This window comes from Myxococcus xanthus, from assembly GCF_006402735.1.
GTDB classification, from domain to species: domain Bacteria; phylum Myxococcota; class Myxococcia; order Myxococcales; family Myxococcaceae; genus Myxococcus; species Myxococcus xanthus_A.
In genome coordinates, this window is the sequence record NZ_CP017174.1 from 914923 (window position 1) to 933987 (window position 19065).

The following is a 19065-nucleotide window of genomic DNA, read 5'->3' on the forward strand; positions in this document are numbered from 1 at the left end:
CGGCCGTCAGGACAGGCCGCCCGCGGGAGGTCCCTCTTCTTCATCCTCGGCGTATCGCCGGTTCTCATGTCCATCGTCGGCCTGCTCCAGGTGGGCCTTCACGCCGCTGAGCGTGCGCAGCAGGTCGAGCGGGATGGGCAGGATGGTGTGATTGCCACCGGTGGTGATTTCCACCAGCGTCTGGAGGTAGCGGAGCTGGAGGGTGGCCGGGTAGCGGCCGAGGACCTTGGCGGCCATGGAGAGCTTCTCGGCGGCCTGGTGTTCGCCCTCGGCGGCGATGATTTTCGCGCGGCGCTCGCGCTCGGCTTCGGCCTGCCGCGCGATGGCCCGCTGCATCTCCGCAGGCAGGTCGATGTGCTTCACCTCCACGTTGGACACCTTGACGCCCCACGGGTCGGTGCGTGCATCGAGCACCTGCTGAATCTCGTGGTTGATGCGCTCCCGCTCGGAGAGGAGTTGGTCCAGCTCCACCTGGCCCAGGATGGAGCGCAGCGTTGTCTGGGCGAGCTGGCTGGTGGCATAGAGGTAGTCCTCCACCTGGAGCACGGCCTTGTCCGCGTGGATGACGCGGAAGTAGACGACGGCGTTGACCTTCACGCTGACGTTGTCCCGGGTGATGACGTCCTGTGGGGGCACGTCACGGGCCACGGTGCGCAGGTCGATGATGACCATGCGCTCCACGAAGGGGATGAGCCAGCGGAAGCCCGCGCGCTTGAGCCCCACGAACCGCCCGAGCCGGAACACCACGCCGTTCTGGTACTCATTGACGATTCGCACCCCCGACAGGAAGAGCAGGAACAGGATGGCGACGGGGATGAGCACTCCGAACAGTCCGGTCAGTTGCATCAGGTCGGTACCTCGTCGACGAAGAGGGTGAGTCCTTGCATGCCTCGCACCACCACGTGCGCGCCGGAGCGGATGGGTGCGGTGGACGTGGCGCTCCAGCGCTCTCCGTGAATGAACACCTCGCCGCCCTCCGGTGTCACCGGGGCCAGGGCGGTGCCTCGCTCACCCACGAGCCCCAGGTCGCCACCTTGCTGGGGGAGCCGCCGCGTCTGCGCGCTCCGGTAGGCGACGTAAGCCGCCGCACCCGCCAGCGCCACGGTGGTGGGCACCAGCCACGTCCACGACACCTGGAAGGAGCGGTCCACGAACCACTCCGGGTCGAAGCGGTCCACGAGGAACAGGCCGCCCAGGCCCAGCAGCACCACGCCCGCGGCGCCGAGCAATCCACTGGTGACGAACAACTCCGCGATGATGAGGGCCGCGCCCGCCAGCATCAACAGCACCGCGCCCGCGCGGACAGGCAGCGCGGACGACGCCACCAGCGCCAGGACCAGCGCCACCACGCCCATGAGCCCCGGGGCAATGGCGCCCGGATGTGACAGCTCCACCACGAACCCCAGCGCGGCCAGCAGGAACAGCAGGTAGACGATGGCTGGATTGGCGAGCGCGTGCACGGTGCGCTGGGACAGCGTGGGCTCCAGCGTGACGATGTGCGCATCCCGCGTGGAGAGCCGCACGGACTCGCCGCCCGCCACCGTCACACGCCGCCCGTCCGCCTGCGTGAGGAAGTCCGCCTCGGTGGACGTGACGTACTCCACCACGCGCAGTGCCCGCGCGTCGTCCGCGGAGACGCTGACGCTGTCGCGCACGGCGGAGGCGGCCCACTGCACATTGCGGCCCCGCTGCTGGGCAATGCTCTCCGCGAACGCGACGGCGTCGTTCTCCACCTTGCGGGCCAGTTGCTCGCCGCCCACGGCTTCCGGGGACTGGCCGGAAGGGCCCACCACCGGGTGTGCGGCCCCGATGTTCGTGCCCGGCGCCATGGCCGCGACGTTGGACGCCAGGGCGATGAAGACGCCCGCGCTGCCCGCGTGTGCGCCGGAGGGGCCGACCCAGACGAGCACCGGGACAGGTGACGCGAGGAAGGCCCGGACGATGTGGCGCGTGGCCTCCAGCGAGCCGCCGGGGGTGTCCAGTCGCACGAGCAACGCGTCATGCCCCGCGGCCGTGGCGCGTGCCACGCAGTCGGACAGGTAGCCGCTGGTGCCGGCGTCGACCACGCCCTCCAGGTCGCAGCGCGCCACGGTGGGCTGGCCGTTCCTCGTGGGCGCATCGGCCGCGGGTGCGAGCAGGCCCGCCATGAGGACACACAGGAGGGCCGGACCCGCGAGTCTCCACCGTGCCCGTTGGTGCATCTCACACCCCCTGGAGGCTGGCGGGGTTGAAGGAAGCAGGGACGATGCCGCGCTGGGGCAAGGGGCGCAGGGCTGCCAGTTGCTTGATCAGCCGCAGGTGGTCTACGAGCAGCCGAGGCATGAGGAAGTGCTGACGCACGTGCTCGTGTCCACGCGCGCCCAGCAGCCGGGCCTCGTCGGGACGGCGGAGCATGTGGAGCATGGCCTCTGCACATTCCTCCACGGTGTCCACGAGGACGCCGCCGGTGCCCTCGGGCAGCTGCATGGGAATGCCGCCCACGCGCCCGCCGACGACGGGGGTGCCCTTCCACAGCGTCTCCGAAACGACGAGCCCGAAGCCCTCGCGCAGGGACTTCTGGATGACGACGTCGGAGACGGCCTGGAGCGCGTTGACCTCGATGTTCCCCACGCCCACCAGGTTGGTGAGGATGTGGATGAGGCTGTCGCCCGCGGTGGCGTCGCGGAGTTCCTCGTACACGTCCCAGCCCTCCGGGTCGTCCAGGGCCAGTGAGCCCGCGAGCGCGAGCTGGAGGTCGGGGACGTGGGGCCGCACGCGCTGGTAGGCGCGGACGACACCGAGCGGGTCCTTCCACCGGTCGAAGCGGCTGACCTGGGTGACGAGGGGCCGGTGGGTGCGGATGCCAATCCACTCCAACACGTCGCGCGAGAGGGCCTCCGGCAGCGGGTGGTTCTTGGGACTGAGTGGGTCGATGGCGGGCGGGTAGATGCGGACGTCGGAGATGGGGAGCTGGGGTGGAATGAACTCCCGCATCGTGAAGATGGCGGCGTCGTAGGCGCGCAGGTAGGGCGACAGGAAGTCCCAGAAGGCCGGGTTGGGGTGCGAGGTGTCGATGTGGCAGCGCCATATCCAGCGCGCATCGAGATGGGGACTCAGCGCCGCGAGCACGGCGGGCTGCGGGTCATGGACGAAGACGAAGTCGTAGTTCTCCGAATCCGTGACGAGCCGGTGGGCGTTGAGCTGGGCGTTGGCCAGGTAGGTGGCCTTCTCGGACTCGGTGAGCTCGCCGGGGGCGCCTTGCAGGCCGTTGTGGATGCGCTTGGTGACCTGGAAGAAGGTGTCGTCGCCGTGGATGATCTTCCAGTCCGTGACGATGCCCAGGTCGTTGTAGAGCGGGACCAGGGAGCGGAGGATTTCGGAGACGCCACCGCCGTAGGGCGTGGCGCTCAGGTGCATGCACCGGGCGCCCCGCAGGTCCTCGGAGAGCCGGTGCAATTCGTCGAGGAGTTCGTCGGGAGCAATCCCGCGATAGGTGGCAAGCGAACGCTTGCCAATGTCCACGACGTCCAGCATGGCCTCGGCCTCCCAGGTGAGCGCTCCAGGCAACGGTGCGCACGGGAAGCAGCATCATCCCGCGCCGTGTGACTGCCGGGCTGCTGTCCGGCACCGGGGGCAAGCCCCCGACGGTGTGCCCGGGCATCCGCTGGTGGACGTTCGCTGTCGTCGACAGATTGTCGATGGAGGGCACGCTCCCTAGGGTCCGTCCGCAACTCGATAAGGAGGCTACATGCGTCGTGCCGTTCTCATTGCCCTGGGCGTGGCAGTTGCTGCGCCCGCTTGCAAGACCACGCAGCCCGAAGGAACCGAGAATCGTCAGCCCTTGACGGGCCCGGATCAGATCCGCGAGCCCGTGCAGACGGTGCCGGATTCCCCCGCGGGCCCCGCGACGCCCCTGCCGGATATCGACGCGGGCACGCCGGAGACGCAGGAAACGCCGGCGGAGTAGGGATGGGCAGGGCCGGATTGGCTCTATCCCGTTGAATCCTGGTATTTGGCGCTTCGCACGTCCGCGACTTGAGCGGGCGTTTGAGGCGGGGGCGCCATGCCACTTCGTGGGTTGATGGTATTCGTCGCGCTCCTGGCGTGCGCTTCGGGTGACGAGTACACCCGACGAGGCGCCGACACGCTATTCGGGCGTCGAGGCCCCCACGTCTGGGTTCGCGGCCCCTGGCTCGAAGTAGAACCTTCTCGCGACGTGGATCAGGTCATCGACCAGTTGTGTCCCGCCATCATGAAACTTCCACGGGCGACAGCGGGGCATTAAGGCCAGGAGTACTGCGGCGCCATCTACACCTTGGGAGACGGCGTCTATTACGCGAGTCACGGCTCGCCCTTGGGCAAGACGACGGGCGTCGTTGGCGCGGAGAAGCGCAAGTCCTGCATCCCGCCGAGCAGTGTCGTTGATTCGCGCGGCCGCACCGTGACCTTGGCGGACTACCACAGCCATCCCTGGTCTCCTTCTCCGATGTCCGTGTTCGACTTCCAGAACCGGACCCAGGTCTGGCTCATCCGTATCCAGTTCGACGTGGCCTGCACCGTCATGAAGTACGTTCCGCACAAGAACACCCCACGGCCGGGAGAGGTCTACTTGCGGCGAGAGCGACGTTGGAGACTGGTGGGGTTGCTCGAAAGCGAGCGAGACAAGGAGTTGGGAATCGTCACGCCCGTGGAAGGCGACACTTAGGTGTCGATGCCGGGAGTCGTCATGCGCCGCGTGGTTCTTCTACTCTCGTGTTTGTCGCTATCTGCGTGCTCGCTGTTCCAGCGTCCGTTTCGCCCCGCGCATGCACCGCCCGAGGAGTCGGCGAGGTTCGTGTTTCCCTTGGGTTTTCCTCCGGGGGAGCACACCTTCATTCCTGCAACCATCTCCACCGCGGTCGGGCTGGCGATGGATGACTTCTTGCCGAGGGACGCGAAGCCGCCCAAGGAGGCGACACCCGATGAGGTGTGTCTCGCGCAGCGAAGTTCGTATGACGTATTGGCGAAGGCGCTATCCGACAGCGTCGTGTTGGTTTCGTTCTCACCCAAGGAGGGGGCCTGTGTTCAAGAAGGCACTGCCCTGGATGTGGGCGCGACGTACGCGGTCGATGTAGACGGCTGGCGCATCCTGGCCGTTCAGCGATGAGGCACGCGGAAGGAGTCACGGTGCAGGCGACAGTCTACCTGGCGGAGCGGGTGTGGACGTTGGATGCGGCGCGGCCACGGGCCCAGGCGCTGGCGGTGCGGGATGGGCGGCTGCTGGCCGTGGGGACTCGCGAAGAAGCGGAGGCTGCCGCGGGCCCGAATGCGCGCCGGGTAGACCTGGGCGCCGCCACCGTGGTGCCGGGCCTCGTGGACGCGCACGCGCACATCCACGGGTTGGGCCGGAGCCTGACGACGGTGCGGCTGGAGAAGGCGGCCTCGGTGGATGAGGCCATTCGCCGGCTGACCGAGGCGCCCGCCTCCAGCTTCCAGGGAGACTGGCTGCTGGGAAGAGGGTGGGACCAGAACGAGTGGCCTGGTGGCGCCTTCCCGGGCCGCAAGGAACTGGACGCGCGCCTCCCCTCGACGCCCGTGTTCCTCACCCGGGTGGACCACCACGCGGCCTGGGTGAATGGCGAGGCCCTGCGGCGCGCTGGAATCACCCGCGACACGCCGGACCCGGAGGGAGGCCGCATCCTCAAGGACGCGCACGGCGAGCCCACGGGCGTGCTGGTGGACAACGCCATGGACGTGGTCGCCGCCGCGATGCCTCCGCCTTCCAGGGCGCAGCTGGAGACTCGGCTGCGGGCCGCGCTGACTCGTTGCGCGCAGGTGGGGCTGACCGGGGTGCACGACGCGGGCATGGAGTGGGATGCCTTTCGCGTGCTCCAGGCATGGGACGCCGCGGGCACGTTGCCTCTGCGCGTCTACGCGATGGCGGCGGGCCAGGGTGACGAGCGGCACGCGTACCTCGAGCAAGGACCGTGGCAGGGGCGGATGCTGGCGATGCGCTCGGTGAAGTTCCTGGCCGACGGCGCGCTGGGGAGCCGGGGCGCGGCGCTGCACGACGACTACTGCGACGAGCCAGGGCAGCGGGGCTTGTTGCTGCTGCCACCCGAGGAACTCGCCTCACGCGCCCAGGCCTTCATGTCCCGGGGCTTCCAGGTGTGCATCCACGCCATTGGAGACCGTGCCAATACCTTGGTGCTGGACGTGCTTCTGCGCGGCGCCGAGGTGACGGGCACACAGTCGCTGCGGCACCGCGTGGAGCACGCGCAGATTCTCCGGCGCGAGGACATCCTCCGCCTGGGGGCCGCGGGGCTGGTGGCGAGCGTGCAGCCCACCCACGCGACCAGCGACATGCCGTGGGCGGAGTCCCGGCTGGGCCGCGAGCGGCTCAAGGGCGCCTATGCCTGGCGCAGCCTTCGTGATGCGGGCGCGCACCTGGCGTTGGGCAGTGACTTCCCCATCGAAAATCCGGATGTTCTGGCGGGGTTGTACGCGGCGCGCACGCGGCAGGACGCGGCCGGCAGGCCCGAGGCCGGGTGGATGCCGGAAGAGCGACTGACGGCGCGCGAGGCGCTGGAGGGCTTCACCACCGGGCCCGCCTGGGCGTCCTTCGACGACGCCCGGCGCGGCAAGCTGGCTCCGGGACTGGACGCCGACTTCGTGGCCCTGTCGGAAGATCCGCTGGAGGGGCCCGTCTCGGCGCTGGTGAAGGCGCAGGTCCTCGCCACCGTGGTCGCAGGCGCGGAGGTGTACCGCGCTCCGTCCCTGGCCTGAGCGCGGCGTCTTGGATGCTCACTCGCCGAAGATGTGCGAGCGCGCCGCCTCGGCGATGGTGACGACGGCGGGGTGGCGAATCTTCCGCTCGACGGTGATGGCGTAGAAGCAGGTCTCGATTTCGTCGGTGCGCCCGATGACGGAGCAGTTGAACTGACGCTCCACCTCGGCCTCGATGGCGCTGGGCATGGCGAAGACCCCGTGCCCGCGCTGGCCGAAGGCCTGGAGCAGCGCGCTGTCATCGAAGTCACCCGCGATGACGGGGCGCAGGCCCTTGCGCTCGAACCACAGGTCCATGGAGCGGCGCGCGGAGGACTCGTCTGACGGCAGCAGCACGGGCGCGCCGTCCAGTGATTGAGGGAAGTTCTCCTTGAGTTCGAGCAGCTTCCCGGCAGCGAAGAAGGACACGCCACACTTGCCGAGCAAGTGGTTGAACGAGCGCACGCTCACCGGCTCCGAGCTGGGCGCATCCGCGAGCACCACGTCCAGTTCGTGCAGGGCCAGCGAGGCGAGCAACTGCGGCAGGGGCCCTTCGCGGCAGATGATGCGCAGCGACGGGCCTGCTTCGAGCGCGGGCTTGAGGAGCTGTTCGGCCACCAGCTTGGGGATGACATCGAGCACGCCGACGTTGAGTCGCAGCTGCTGCCCGGGCGGCAGGCCGGAGACGACGTTCTTCAGCTCGTTGCCCAGGCGGAAGATCTCGTCCGCATAGCGCATCACTGTGCGGCCCACGTCGGTGAGCACCAGCTTGCGGCCCTGGCGCTCGAACAGCTTGTGGCCCAGCGACTCCTCCAGGAGCTTGAGCTGGCTGCTGATGGTGGGCTGCGCCAGGTGCAGCTCCTCGCCTGCCTTGGCGATGCTGCCCGCCCGCGCAACCGTCCAGAAGTACAGGAGGTGATGGTAGTTGAGCCAGCTCATATCTATAGAGATAGTCGAAGTGTTGTCGTTAAACTACCTAATTTTCTTATAGAGCCCCGACCTTTAATTTCCTCTGCGTCGCGCCGTCGAGTGGGCGCGCCCAACCGGAGGAGGTCCATGGAATCCATCAGCCTGAACGTATCCTTTGAATCCCCTGAGCTCGTGGTTACGGCCGAGGTCGTTGAAGCGCGCGTCCGTGGGCACCTGGAGTTGGTGCGGCGGTTGGCGTGGAAATACCGGTGGACTGGCCTGTCGATGGAAGAGCTGGTGGCGGAAGGCAACGTTGGGTTGATGGAAGCCGCGGGACGTTTCGAGGAACGCGGGGTGCCGTTCGCGGCCTATGCCAGCCAGTGGATTCGTGCGCGCATCCGCGCCTACGTGGGCCGCAACTGGAGCATGGCGGGCGGCCGGGCGCCTTGGGTGGTGTTCCAGCTCCGGAGGGAGCGGGCGCGGCTGGAGGCCCGGTGGGGGGAGGGCCACCCGGAGGTGGAGAAGCGTCTGGCCGAGGCCTTGGGGAAGCGGGAGGACGAGGTGGCCCGCGCCATGGAGGCGCTGTCGCGGGACGTGTCGCTGGACGCGCCGGTGTCTCCGGACTCGGAGGCCACGCGGCTGGAGGGGCTGATGGCGGATGCTGACTCGCAGGAGGACCTGGTGGACCGGGCGAAGTGGGCGCGGCGGCTCCGGGCGAGCGTGGACGCGGCCTGGCCGGAGCTGGATGCCCGGGAGCGCGCGCTGGTGGAGGAGCGGATGCTGGCGGAGGACGGGGTGAGCGCGGAGCTGCTGGCGCGCCGGTTCGGGGTGACGGCGGTGCGTATCCGGCAGATCGAACAGGGCCTGCGGGTGAAGCTGCGCCACAGGCTGACGGCCGGTCTCACGTCCTGGGACGGGGAGGCCATGTCCCTGGCGGCCTGACGCCTGACCGCCCGGGTGGCGGAGAATGCTGTTGACGGAGGAGGGAGGGGCTCGCTATGAAGGCGCCGTTCCGCGCGGTGCCCCTTACGCCCAGGTAGCTCAGTCGGTAGAGCAGGGGATTGAAAATCCCCGTGTCGGTGGTTCGATTCCGCCCCTGGGCACTTAGCGGAGATGAAGGCCTCTGGACCCAAAGTCCAGAGGCCTTTGTCGTTTCCGGCGCGGTGCGTCACGGCTCCAGGGTGGCGCCCAACACGCGGGCCCGCGCGTCGCGCTGACGGGCACGCCCGTGGAGAATCGCCTGTCGGAGCTCTGGAGCCTCTACGCGCTGCTCTTCCCGGGCTACTGGGCAGCCGCGAGTCCTTTTGTTCGCGCTTCGTCGTCCCCATCGAGCGGGACACGGACGCGGGGTCCGAGAATCGCTGGCGCGGGTGGTCCGGCCCTTCCTCCTGCGCCGCACCAAGGGCGAGGTGGCGCGCGAGCTGCCCGCGCGAATCGAGACGGTGGTCTCCGTGGCTCTGAGCGCGGGCGAGCGCCGGCTCTACGACGACGTGCGGCTGGCCGCGCTGGCGCAGGTCGGGGACGCGTCAGGGTGGACGAGCGCTTCGCGCTCCTGGCCGCGCTCACCCGGCTGCGGCTGGCCGCGTGCCACCCTCGGCTCGTCGAAGAGGACTCGGTCCTGCCGTCCTCCAAGCTGGAGCGGCTGCTGGAGTTGGTGGACACGGTGCGCGCCTCGGGGGGGCCGGGCGCTCGTCTTCAGCCAGTTCGTGAAGCACCTGGCGCTGGCGCGCGAGGCGCTGGAGGCACGCGGCATGTCCATGCAGTACCTGGATGGGCAGACCGCCCCGGCGGAGCGGCACGTGCGTGTGGAGGCCTTCCAGCGGGGGCAGGGTGACTTGTTCCTCATCTCGCTGAAGGCGGGAGGCACGGGGTTGAACCTCACCGCCGCGGACCACGTCATCCACCTGGACCCCTGGCGGAGCCCCGCGGTGGAGGACCAGGCCACGGACCGGGCGCACCGCATCGGTCAGACGCGCCCTGTCACCGTGTCCCGGCTCGTCTCCGAGGGGAGGCCATCCTCGCGCTCCACGCGTAGAAACGCGGGTTGGCCGACAGCCTCCTCTCCGGGGAGGACGGGGGCACCGCCCTCTCTTCCGAGCAGTTGTTGGCGCTGCTGCGCTTCGGCGCGGCTGGAGGTGTGTGACAGGGCGGTTTGGGGGGCTCCGGAGCCCGCGTCCGCCCTGAGCTTCGTCGTCGCTCTGGGGCGAGACCTCCGAGTGTGTTCGCACCTTCGGAGTGGACGAATGTGGAAATTTCCCTTCGAGTAGGACCAGGCGTGGATGTAGATATCGACGCCATGTGCACTTCAGTAACTGCACATGGACTTCCTACACGCGCCCTGCGGTTTCTCGGAGTAAGGAGGGACCCATGAGTGCTGCCCGATTAGCGCCAGGAGCCCCGCGATGAGCTACGCGGTCAAGGAGCTTTTCTACACGCTCCAGGGCGAAGGGGCTCAGGCTGGGCGCGCGGCAGTGTTCCTCCGCTTCACAGGGTGCAACCTCTGGAGTGGCTTGGAGCGCGACCGGGAGAAGGGGGCCGGGGGCTGTTCCCGTTGGTGTGATACCGACTTCGTCGGCATGGATGGGCCAGGCGGAGGCCGGTTTTCCTCTGCGGTGGCGCTGGCGGAAGCTGTCGCTGCTGCATGGCCTCGCTCGCATGCCGCGGGGCAAACGCCCATGGTGGTGTGTACGGGGGGGGAGCCGTTGCTTCAGTTGGATGCCCCGCTGATTGATGCGTTACACGCCCAAGGATTCTTCGTTGCCGTTGAAACCAACGGGACGCAGCCCGTTCCTTCATCCGTGGATTGGATCTGCGTGAGCCCCAAAGCTGGAAGTACGTTGGTCCAGCGCTCAGGGAACGAACTCAAGTTCGTATTTCCCCAACCGGGTTTCGACCCCGAGCGATTCGTGGAACTGGAGTTCGCGCACTTTTTCCTCCAACCCATGGACGGGCCGGCGCAGGCAGCCAATATGGCGCGAGCGCTCCATTACTGCTTGGAGCATCCACGCTGGCGGCTTGGACTGCAGATGCACAAGGTCGCGGGAATCCGTTGAACCTTGCGGTGCGACGATGACAGACCTTCACATCATCGCAAGCTGCACGGACCGTAAGCACCTCCCCGTGCCCGATTCACTCTGCCTCCGCAACGTGAACGCCGCGGATGTCGCGCGACGTGCGCGTGTGTGGTGGAAACAACTGGAGACAAGTACCTCCGAAACAAGAACTGCCAATGCGCTCTATGCCGGGGAACACTGGAGTGTGGTCCTCAGCCTTTCGGAGGTTGCCAATGCCAGCGGATTCACGCCGAACCTCTGGGTCGTATCCGCAGGCTATGGGCTCATTCCTGGAAGTTCGCTGATTCGGCCGTACTCAGCGACTTTCTCCCGGGGGCACGTTGACTCTGTCGTTCACGACGCTGCGAGACGCGACACGGCCGAGCAACTCAAGGTCTGGTGGAGAACGCTCGCCACCTATTCCGGGCCCAGTCGGAGTTCCGCACGAAGTATCAGTCAATTGGCGACTGATCAGCCTTTGTCGAGCGTTCTGATTGTCGCTTCACCCCTTTATGTCGCCGCAGTGGAAGATGACCTCACTCAAGCGGCTTCTCAGCTCCAACACCCTGAGCGCTTGGTCATCGTGTCCTCACTGGCACCATTGGCCAGAGGGGGCTTGGCCAGGCATTGGATACCTTCCAGTGCCCAGCATCAATCGCGCTTGGGAGGTTCTCGGCTCTCGCTACATGCTCGCGTTGCTCGGGAGATTCTCCAGTCGTCACGCACGCCCTATTTGAACGCGAGAACGCTCCAGGCGAAGTATGAGCGTTTGATTGCGCAGAGTACTCCACTGCGGCAGTACACGCGAAAGCCGCTGACCGATGCTGAAGTGCGCAGCTTCATTCGCGAGGCACTGTCGCAAGGAGCAAGCTCGTGGAGCGCGTCGTTGCGCATGCTGCGGGCTCAGCAACTCGCTTGTGAGCAAAGCCGTTTCAAGAGTCTGTTCTTTCAGGTCCAGGGGGGATTATGAAGAGGGTCAAGCGCAAAGTCATCGAACGTCGTGCCATCCGTGTCATCCAGACGCCACAGCATCCACTTTTCCTTTTTTCGTTGAGTGCCAAGGAACTGCTGCAGGTGGCGGAGGTGTCGCGTGTGTCGCGCGACTCTGAGGGGCGCCTCCTTGGATATCAACGGCCCGAAGTGAAACGGCACGTTCGCAACATCGTTGACTACCTTGATAGCGAAGAGGTGATCTTCCCTAACTCGATCATCCTTGCGCTCTCGTCATCGGTTGGGTTCAAGAAGGTTCGAGGGCCTCGGGTCGATGACAAGTGGGCTGAGGCTGGGATGTTGAGCATCCCTTTGCCTCGGGTAGGGCAATCCAAGCCCGCTTGGATTGTGGACGGACAGCAGCGGGCATTGGCGCTATCTCAGTGCCGGCGACAGGACCTTCTGGTCCCTGTGAATGCCTTTATCGCGGATGAAGTAGACCTCCAGCGTGACCAGTTCCTGCGGGTCAATAACACGAAGCCGCTGCCTCGTGGCCTCATCACGGAACTTCTTCCGGAGGTGTCAACCCTCCTGCCGCCGAACCTGGCGGCGCATAAGGCCCCAGCAGCTCTCTGTGACTTGCTGAACCGAGATCCGGAATCGCCCTTCAGGGGGCTTATTCGCCGCCCGTCAATGGATGCGGTTGCGCGCCGCAGCGCGATTGTAACGGATATGGCGGTGGTGAAGATGATCAAGGACAGCCTGTCGGGGATGACAGGCTGCCTCTTCCCCCATCGAAATGTCGCTACTGGAGAGACGGACTTTGATTCGGTCCATCGGGTTTTGCTCCTCTATTGGACGGCGGTGAAAGACGTCTTTCCAGGGGCGTGGGGGCTTCCGCCAGCGCGGAGCCGCTTGATGCACGGGGCAGGTATCGGCGCCATGGGGCGACTGATGGATAGAATCATGAGCAACATCGACATCAATGATGCTCAGTCACCGCGATTTGTCCGCTCGGAGCTCTCGCGGATTCGTTCCGTATGTCGTTGGACGGACGGACAATGGGACGAAACAGGGATGGCCTGGAATCAAATCCAGAACACGCCCCAGCACATCCGCCTTCTTTCAAATGTTCTTCTTCGTGCGTACACGAATAACCGCCGGACGGCCGCGTGAAGTTCTTTTTCCCCGATAGCCAGGACTTGATTGACCCGAGCTTTGACTTCGCGCGTGAACGGCGCTCGACGACGCGCAAGCGGCAGAGAGATGACCTCTATGCCCACGAGGTCTTCGCTTCGACCCCCTTTGATGGGTTTCTGGTTTCCAAGGGCATCGTGGACGGATATGGCGCGCTAGGTAGTCGCTACACGCTCGCGCAACGCCACAGGTTGCTCCGCTTGGGTGCCCCCGAATTCTTCCGCATTGACCAGGCTTCACGGAAGCTCTCGATCATGGGCGACTGTGGTGCCTTCACCTATGTGAAGGAGGATGAACCGCCCTATTCCGTTGAGGAGGTACTCGACTTCTACGGGAATTGTCGCTTTGACTATGGGCTCTCGCTGGACCACGTCATCCTGCTCTACAAGCCAGAGGCAGATGCTCGGGATGCATCCAGGGATCTTGTTCCCGAGGCCATGCGTGCGCGGCGGGAGTTGACGTTGCGGCTTGCGAAGGAGTTCCTTCAGAAACACAAGTCTGGGAGGTACTCCTTCGAGCCCATGGGCGTCGCCCAAGGGTGGAGCCCGATGTCCTATGCAAGTTCGGTCAAGGACCTGCAGAAAATGGGGTATCGCTCAGTCGCTCTTGGAGGAATGGTTCCGCTGAAGACTCCAGAGCTTCTTTCGTGCCTCCAGGCCATCCATGACGTCGCCAAGCCAGGATTGCAACTCCACTTGCTGGGGATTACCCGGACCGAGCATCTGAAGGAGTTTGCCAGGTTGGGTATCACGTCATTCGATAGTACGTCGCCCCTTCGGCAGGCGTTCAAGGACGATAAAGATAACTACTATACGCCCGGGAAAAACTATACAGCGCTTAGAGTTCCTCAGGTTGAGGGTAATCCTGCACTACAGCGGAAAATCTCCTCGGGTGAGGTGTCCCAGGATGTCGCACGAAAGCTGGAGAAAGCCTGCCTCGAAGTCATGAGACTGTTCGATGCGGGCCAGCGTACGGTTGAGGAGGCGCTTTCCGTACTGATGGAGTACGAGCGCTTCTATGATCCGGGCTCAAAGAAGATGCATGAAGCGGCCTACCGGGAAACGCTGACGGACGCTCCCTGGCGCAAGTGTCCCTGCGATGTGTGCCGCGAATTGCGTTACCACGTCGTGCTCTTCCGCGGTGCTGAACGGAATCGCCGGCGCGGGTTCCACAATGTCTGGACCTTCCATAGGCAACTCGAGAAGCAGCTCGGACTGCGCCAGGGTAGTGCCGCCTGAAGACTACGAACTGAATCGGACCTGCTATGCGAAATGAATTGAGGCTTCCCGCAATTGAAGTGAAGCAGTCTCCGGGGAAGACGCTGTACACGTTTGCAGTTGATGGGAAATTGGTTCCTAAGTTCGCGGCGATCTCACGGGTTCGGCGTAAAGATGATGGAGGGTTGACGGGATATCAGCGGCCAGAGGTGCTCTCTCATATTGATGAGATACGAAACTATCTGGAGAGTAACTCGCCTATGATCCCGAATGCCGTAGTTGTTGCTTTCGATTCACGAGTGAAATTCAGGCCAGACCCCAAAGCGCTGGGCTCTAAGTATGCTCGCCCCGGCATTCTCTCCATACCGTTTGAGGAGGATGCCTCAGACGACAAGAAACCGGGGTTTGTGGTTGATGGACAGCAGCGATTGGCGGCCATCCGTGAAGCGCTCATTGAGGAGTTCCCTGTCTGTGTGACGTCGTTTGTCACGGATGATGTGAGCCAGCAGACCGAGCAGTTCATTCTGGTTAACTCGACGAAGCCTCTGCCCAAGGGATTGCTCTACGAACTGCTTCCGGGGACGAGTGCTCGACTTCCGTCCGCGTTGGACCGGCGCAGGCTCCCCGCGTTGCTGTTGGAACGTATGAACCTAGACGAAGGCTCTCCGCTGCAGGGGATGATTCAGACGGCCACGAATCCTCGTGGGCTCATCAAGGACAACTCGATCCTCCGCATGCTGGAGTATAGCCTGAACGATGGCGTACTCTATCGGTTCAGTTTGTCCGAGGACGGGCCCCCCGACGTCGAGAAGATGCTGGAAGTCCTCCACGCCTTTTGGACGGCCGTTAAGGAAGTCTTTAAGGCTGCGTGGGGGTTGCCTCCAAAGAAGTCGAGATTGATGCATGGAGCAGGCATCATCAGCATGGGGCTGCTCATGGACGCCATCAGTGACCGATACCGTGATCGACGTTACCCGAGCGCTGCGCAGTTTGCTACAGACTTGCTTCCCTTGAGAGATGTCTGCAGATGGACGACAGGATTCTGGGACTTTGGTCCTGGGCAGCAACGAAAATGGAATGAGGTCCAGAATACTTCGAAGGATATTGAGTTGCTTACCAACTACTTGATGGTGCAGTACAAGAGTTTGGTGTGGTCGCGCGCTACCTCGATTGCGGAATCGCCCACGTCAAAGGAAGACAAGAAACGCAAGGAGCGTAAGTGAATACGTGTTGACCAGAGGTCGACCACGAGGCTGCGGGCGAAAACCTCGCTGACATCTATGTCCTGGAGGCCACCTGCGAGGCCAACCACATCAACCCCGAGGTGTACCTCGCCGACGTCCTGCTGCACGTGCAGACGCACCCCAGCTCACGCATCGGCGAGCTACTGCCCCACGAGTGGAGGCGCCGGCACACCACCGGCCTGCCCGACTCACGCATCCAGCCCAATCGCTGAACAACTCGCTCATCGCGGCGCTCGCCGAACACGGTCCTCGTCGGCCTGCAACCGCTTCCGCCACGTCATTGGCCAGACGCTTGTATTCGCCGAGATCATTTGCGAACAAGCCGTCTTTCGAGAGGTGTTCGGCCTCATATGACTCAAATGAGGGGATGGTTCAGGGGCTGATTGCGAATTTAGTGGTTGAAAAGCCTGTCGCGTGCTTGTGAGTTTAGGACTTTTTTTCCGTCCAGTAGCGTAATGTGACCAGCGGGAGTTGTTCGGTAGAAAAGAATATGGATGATTTCCTTGAAGTACTGAGGCACTGCATCCCATTGGCTGAGTGTCGCGCTGGAGAGAATTAATACTGGAGAAACGTGCCTGATGTCGCAGTCGCGATTGAAGCGATCGCAAATGGAACGAGCATGTTGATAGTATCGAAGAATCTGTCCGTGACCGCGATCGTCGAGATAGCCGAGTTTGATCTCTATGGGGAATAGCGTTCGATTGTGGGGTCCACCCAATGCAATAATGTCAACCACTGCCTCGGACGAGACTAGTCGAGGCAAAAGCCGTTGTGCGAAGGGGGTTTGAGCATTGTCGCATTTTCCGTGATAGTACTTCTCGGCCAGAGAGATGCGCTCAGTTGCGTCTCCCCAGGATTCGTCCCAGAATTCGAACAAATAGCGGTGTATGAATTCTTCGCGGCCGGATTTCGTTGCAGAAATGAGCTTCGCCAAGAAGCCCCGTATTTCATCTTTGATGTCTGGGGCGGATGGAATCTCGGCGAGGGCAGACGGTATTTGTCGGGAAATTATTAGGGCATATTCGATTTCATCTGCGCTGGGTTGTCCAGTGTAGATTCCTGGAAATGCCGAGCGAGAAATTAGATATTCACCTTCGTCTAGTTGCCTATTGGTTCTTAGGCATCTCCGAGTTTGAGCCGCATTGAGTAATAGCTCAGTCGAAAGCATACTATGTTGCCGAGTTTGGGCTAGCCGAGATCAGGAATTCATGGTCTTGGTCGGTGCCATTAAGTGCCGGATAGGTGGCTTTTAGATGAATCGAGAATGGGGCGGAGGAGTCGTTTTGAAATTCTGGCACAGTCACTTCGAAGAAGGCCCGCCAGCGGACAATGTCCTCGTAGGTATCATCGGCGTATGTTGCATCGAAAAGCACTTCGATAGGGCGGATGCTCTTGGGGCCTTTGCGCGATGCTGCCTTCCAATCCGGAGTGGATGTGAGCGCCAGGCTGATGTTGGCATCGCTAGGGACCTCCCCTTTGGGCATGTAAAACCATAGCTCAAAAGCTTTGGTCGTTGAATGAGTACGCGAGACCTGCCAGTGAAACTTCGGGGTTTTCGCTTCGAGCGAAATAGGGGAGTCCTCTGATTTCAGAAGTAAGCGCGGGGGACGATCGAGATTGAGCCTTGTGTGTAGATATTGGTGAAGTTTTTTGATGTTTTTTGTCTGGACCTGAACGTTGATTCCACCATCTTCAGTTGTGGATGCGATAGGGATGTCGGAGTCGTCTTCCTTGGTGAATAGGGCCCTGTTGTCTCGCTGGAAAAATTTGCCGGACAGGGGGATGACGAGATCTGTTTGGAGGCGATCTATAACGCTTTTCCAATTTGGGAGCTTCCGGATCTGGCCGCCGATGCGGCAGAGCGCTTTGATTGTGACGTTGTGGTTTGAGATGTCCCTTTTTCGGAACTCGTGGTTTCGCTGGATGGCAGTGGCTCGGGCCGACTCAAGCCGTTGCTCTGAGACGGAGGGTTGAGTGTTGTCCCAGGCGTCCTCTGCCTTCTTGATGTATTCCAGATACAGGTTGCTGTAGGGACGAATGTTCTCCGCAGTGCCAGTTCCCAGGTCGCACTGTACGACAAGTCGTTCGTGTAGGTGATACATGAATTCACAGTAGAATGTGGCGAATTCCTCGCGGGTGTCTTCATCCGTCCTTGCGTTCTGGATCTCCTTTGCCGAGAACATCTCTTGAATTGAGGATACGAAAACTGACATGGTCATCAGTGTGTGCTTGTCGTTTTTGTTCGAGCTCACCTCAATGTTGTTGTCAAATAGCTTTCTGCTTCGCTGGTCGTAGTCAATGATTGCGTCTTTGAGCGCACCGATCGGCGATGTTACGTCCATTTCTTTCTGCTTGGCGGCGGTTATTTTCTTTTGTTTTGAGTTTAGCTCGGAAAAGAGTTCTCGTTCTTTTGTTCGATCGAGATTGTAGATTTCGATTGAGAATTCAAAGTCGCGTCGAAAGCGAGGATACTTGTCCGGGTTGGCACTGTAGGCCTTGTAGGCCTCGACAATCCCAAAGTGACGATGAGCTGAGTCGGTAAGGAAAATGGCGGAGGTGTCGAACGTGAGTTCCCAGGTTGACGGGCGGCCCTCAACTCGACGTTCGCTGAGTTGGAATCCGTCTTTGGTCGTTTCGCGAACATTCCAAGTCAGGCTGCTGAGGTAAATGCGTAAGGCCGTGGCTGAGTTGTCGCCAAGTAATATGTTTGCAATGTCGAGAATCTTGGCTGACTGTTGAAGATGAAATCCCTGTTCGTCCTGGCCTCTTTGGATGTCTTTGTCGATTTTTATGAGCGAGCTAGGGCTGATTTTGAAGGGGTCACTTCTTTTGCTTCCGCGGCGCTCATATTGGAGGAGTTGGGAGAGTCGTTCTGCTGTTAGTTTGACGATGTGCTTCGGTCTGAGAGGTGAGTCCGTGGCTGCGTTGGGGTTGAGGACTCCAAGTAGTGGTAGCGTCAGTTCCATGTGTTCCCTCCGTTTGTGGAGGCTACGCGAAAGCACGGTGGGGTCAAATAGCTTGCCTAATGTGCGGACGGGAAGTTGGTAAGTCGCATTTGAATTCACCGGCATGCTTTTGATTCATACTTTCAGTGCGGGCTGGGCCGTCGGCCGTGCTGGCTAAGTCGTTGACCCTCGTGTACGGAAGGGAGCCGGAGGAGCGAAACGAGATGGACGCGAACGCAGTGGCGGAGCTCGAGAAGGCGGGCGTGAAGGTGGACCAGCCCGAGCGCCTGTACGTGGCGGTGGAGTGGGACGAGGACGGCAAGCACGTGCGTCCGGTGGGGGAGCGCGTCCAGATTCGCGCGGGCGAGCAGCTGGCCCATGTGACGCTCAAGCCCATCTCCCAGCTCTTCGTGGGCGACGTGAAGCCCCCCAGCTTCGCCAAGGCGCCGCCGCCGGAGTACCAGCCCTTCTTCCTCCTCATCGAGGCCACCGCCGCCGGCTACTGCCGCGCCGTGCGCAACACCGAGACGGACCAGGAATTCGAGCGGCTCTACCGCCACCTCCTGCGCCGCCCCGACGGCACCGACCGCAACCCGCTCTTCTCGCACCTCCAGGGCGCCGTCCGCCTCTACATGTCCCTTCGCGACGTCAGCCAGGCGGAGTTCGAGGCCGTCATCCAGCGCCTCCACCAGTCCGCCAGGCACTTCCAGACACACACGGGCAGCATCAACTACTTCCAGGAAGTGCTCCGCGGCGTGCTCGGCGCCTGAGGCGTCCGTCATCCCCACGGCCCTCCTGGTCAACCCAGGAGGGTGGCAACTGGAATATCGTGCGCCGCCGCCCGTTC

Annotated in this window: 17 protein-coding genes, 1 tRNA gene and 2 pseudogenes; 14 read left to right on the top strand and 6 right to left on the bottom strand. The window is 63.1% G+C overall.

Annotated features, from left to right (window positions below; genetic code table 11):
- Positions 1–6: 6 nt before the first annotated feature.
- The 3 genes from BHS09_RS04010 to BHS09_RS04020 are packed head-to-tail and all read right to left on the bottom strand — an operon-like array spanning position 7 to position 3513.
- Positions 7–846: a slipin family protein gene (locus tag BHS09_RS04010; protein WP_140787412.1), complete on the bottom strand. Its 840-nt coding sequence runs from the start codon at positions 844–846 to the stop codon at positions 7–9.
- Positions 846–2201, bottom strand: a complete 1356-nt coding sequence (locus BHS09_RS04015; RefSeq protein ID WP_140797207.1) for an NfeD family protein — start codon at positions 2199–2201, stop codon at positions 846–848. The genes BHS09_RS04010 and BHS09_RS04015 overlap by 1 nt, the downstream gene beginning before the upstream one ends.
- 1 nt (position 2202) lies before the next feature.
- The gene (locus BHS09_RS04020; protein ID WP_140787416.1) at positions 2203–3513 is read right to left on the bottom strand and encodes a glycosyltransferase; all 1311 of its coding nucleotides are present in this window, start codon (positions 3511–3513) and stop codon (positions 2203–2205) included.
- A gap of 214 nt (positions 3514–3727) precedes the next feature.
- Between BHS09_RS04020 and BHS09_RS04025 the strand changes: the two genes are divergently transcribed.
- The 4 genes from BHS09_RS04025 (at position 3728) to BHS09_RS04040 (ending at position 6744) form a co-directional block, all read left to right on the top strand.
- Positions 3728–3946, top strand: coding sequence for a hypothetical protein (locus BHS09_RS04025; protein ID WP_140787417.1), 219 nt, complete (start codon positions 3728–3730; stop codon positions 3944–3946).
- Between the two features lie 387 nt (positions 3947–4333).
- Complete coding sequence (locus BHS09_RS04030) at positions 4334–4684, top strand: hypothetical protein (RefSeq protein WP_237080182.1); 351 nt, start codon at positions 4334–4336, stop codon at positions 4682–4684.
- A gap of 21 nt (positions 4685–4705) precedes the next feature.
- A complete protein-coding gene (locus BHS09_RS04035; protein WP_140787419.1) occupies positions 4706–5125 on the top strand; it encodes a hypothetical protein in 420 nt (139 codons plus the stop codon).
- A 20-nt stretch (positions 5126–5145) separates the two neighbouring features.
- A complete protein-coding gene (locus BHS09_RS04040) occupies positions 5146–6744 on the top strand; it encodes an amidohydrolase (RefSeq protein ID WP_418763982.1) in 1599 nt (532 codons plus the stop codon).
- Positions 6745–6762: 18 nt separating this feature from the next.
- On the opposite strand, the gene nhaR is transcribed toward BHS09_RS04040, so the two are convergent.
- The gene (gene nhaR, locus BHS09_RS04045) at positions 6763–7662 is read right to left on the bottom strand and encodes a transcriptional activator NhaR (protein ID WP_140787423.1); all 900 of its coding nucleotides are present in this window, start codon (positions 7660–7662) and stop codon (positions 6763–6765) included.
- 117 nt (positions 7663–7779) lie between these two features.
- Here nhaR and BHS09_RS04050 point away from each other — a divergent pair, with 117 nt between their 5' ends.
- From BHS09_RS04050 to BHS09_RS04090, 9 genes and pseudogenes are all read left to right on the top strand, one after another.
- The gene (locus BHS09_RS04050; protein WP_174259979.1) at positions 7780–8574 is read left to right on the top strand and encodes a sigma-70 family RNA polymerase sigma factor; all 795 of its coding nucleotides are present in this window, start codon (positions 7780–7782) and stop codon (positions 8572–8574) included.
- 88 nt (positions 8575–8662) lie between these two features.
- Positions 8663–8735 (top strand) — tRNA-Phe (locus BHS09_RS04055).
- Positions 8736–8860: 125 nt separating this feature from the next.
- A pseudogene (locus BHS09_RS40420) lies at positions 8861–8905 on the top strand (hypothetical protein); the annotation flags it as partial.
- 97 nt (positions 8906–9002) lie between these two features.
- Positions 9003–9899: a DEAD/DEAH box helicase gene (locus tag BHS09_RS40425; RefSeq protein ID WP_237080183.1), complete on the top strand. Its 897-nt coding sequence runs from the start codon at positions 9003–9005 to the stop codon at positions 9897–9899.
- A 135-nt stretch (positions 9900–10034) separates the two neighbouring features.
- Positions 10035–10685 (top strand): 7-carboxy-7-deazaguanine synthase, encoded by a 651-nt coding sequence (gene queE, locus BHS09_RS04065; protein WP_140797210.1) that lies wholly within the window; start codon positions 10035–10037, stop codon positions 10683–10685.
- A gap of 966 nt (positions 10686–11651) precedes the next feature.
- The gene (gene dbpB / locus BHS09_RS04075; protein ID WP_140797212.1) at positions 11652–12791 is read left to right on the top strand and encodes a DGQHR domain-containing protein DpdB; all 1140 of its coding nucleotides are present in this window, start codon (positions 11652–11654) and stop codon (positions 12789–12791) included.
- Entirely contained in the window at positions 12788–14050 is a 1263-nt protein-coding gene (dpdA, locus tag BHS09_RS04080; protein ID WP_140797213.1) for a tRNA-guanine transglycosylase DpdA, read from the top strand. Before dbpB (BHS09_RS04075) ends, dpdA begins: the two co-directional genes overlap by 4 nt.
- Before the next feature lie 26 nt (positions 14051–14076).
- Positions 14077–15252 carry a DGQHR domain-containing protein DpdB gene (dbpB, locus tag BHS09_RS04085; RefSeq protein ID WP_140797214.1) on the top strand — a complete coding sequence of 392 codons (1176 nt, stop codon included), beginning with the start codon at positions 14077–14079 and terminating at the stop codon, positions 15250–15252.
- 17 nt (positions 15253–15269) lie between these two features.
- Positions 15270–15485: pseudogene (locus tag BHS09_RS04090) on the top strand (transposase domain-containing protein); the annotation flags it as partial.
- Positions 15486–15664: 179 nt separating this feature from the next.
- Here the strand turns inward: BHS09_RS04090 and BHS09_RS04095 are convergent.
- Together BHS09_RS04095 and BHS09_RS04100 are read right to left on the bottom strand one after the other, a co-directional pair.
- Complete coding sequence (locus tag BHS09_RS04095; RefSeq protein ID WP_140797215.1) at positions 15665–16207, bottom strand: hypothetical protein; 543 nt, start codon at positions 16205–16207, stop codon at positions 15665–15667.
- 235 nt (positions 16208–16442) lie between these two features.
- Positions 16443–18239: a DNA sulfur modification protein DndB gene (locus tag BHS09_RS04100; RefSeq protein WP_161605123.1), complete on the bottom strand. Its 1797-nt coding sequence runs from the start codon at positions 18237–18239 to the stop codon at positions 16443–16445.
- A 203-nt stretch (positions 18240–18442) separates the two neighbouring features.
- On the opposite strand from BHS09_RS04100, the gene BHS09_RS04105 reads away from it, so the two are divergent.
- The gene (locus BHS09_RS04105) at positions 18443–18988 is read left to right on the top strand and encodes a hypothetical protein (RefSeq protein WP_140797217.1); all 546 of its coding nucleotides are present in this window, start codon (positions 18443–18445) and stop codon (positions 18986–18988) included.
- The last annotated feature ends 77 nt before the right edge of the window (positions 18989–19065 follow it).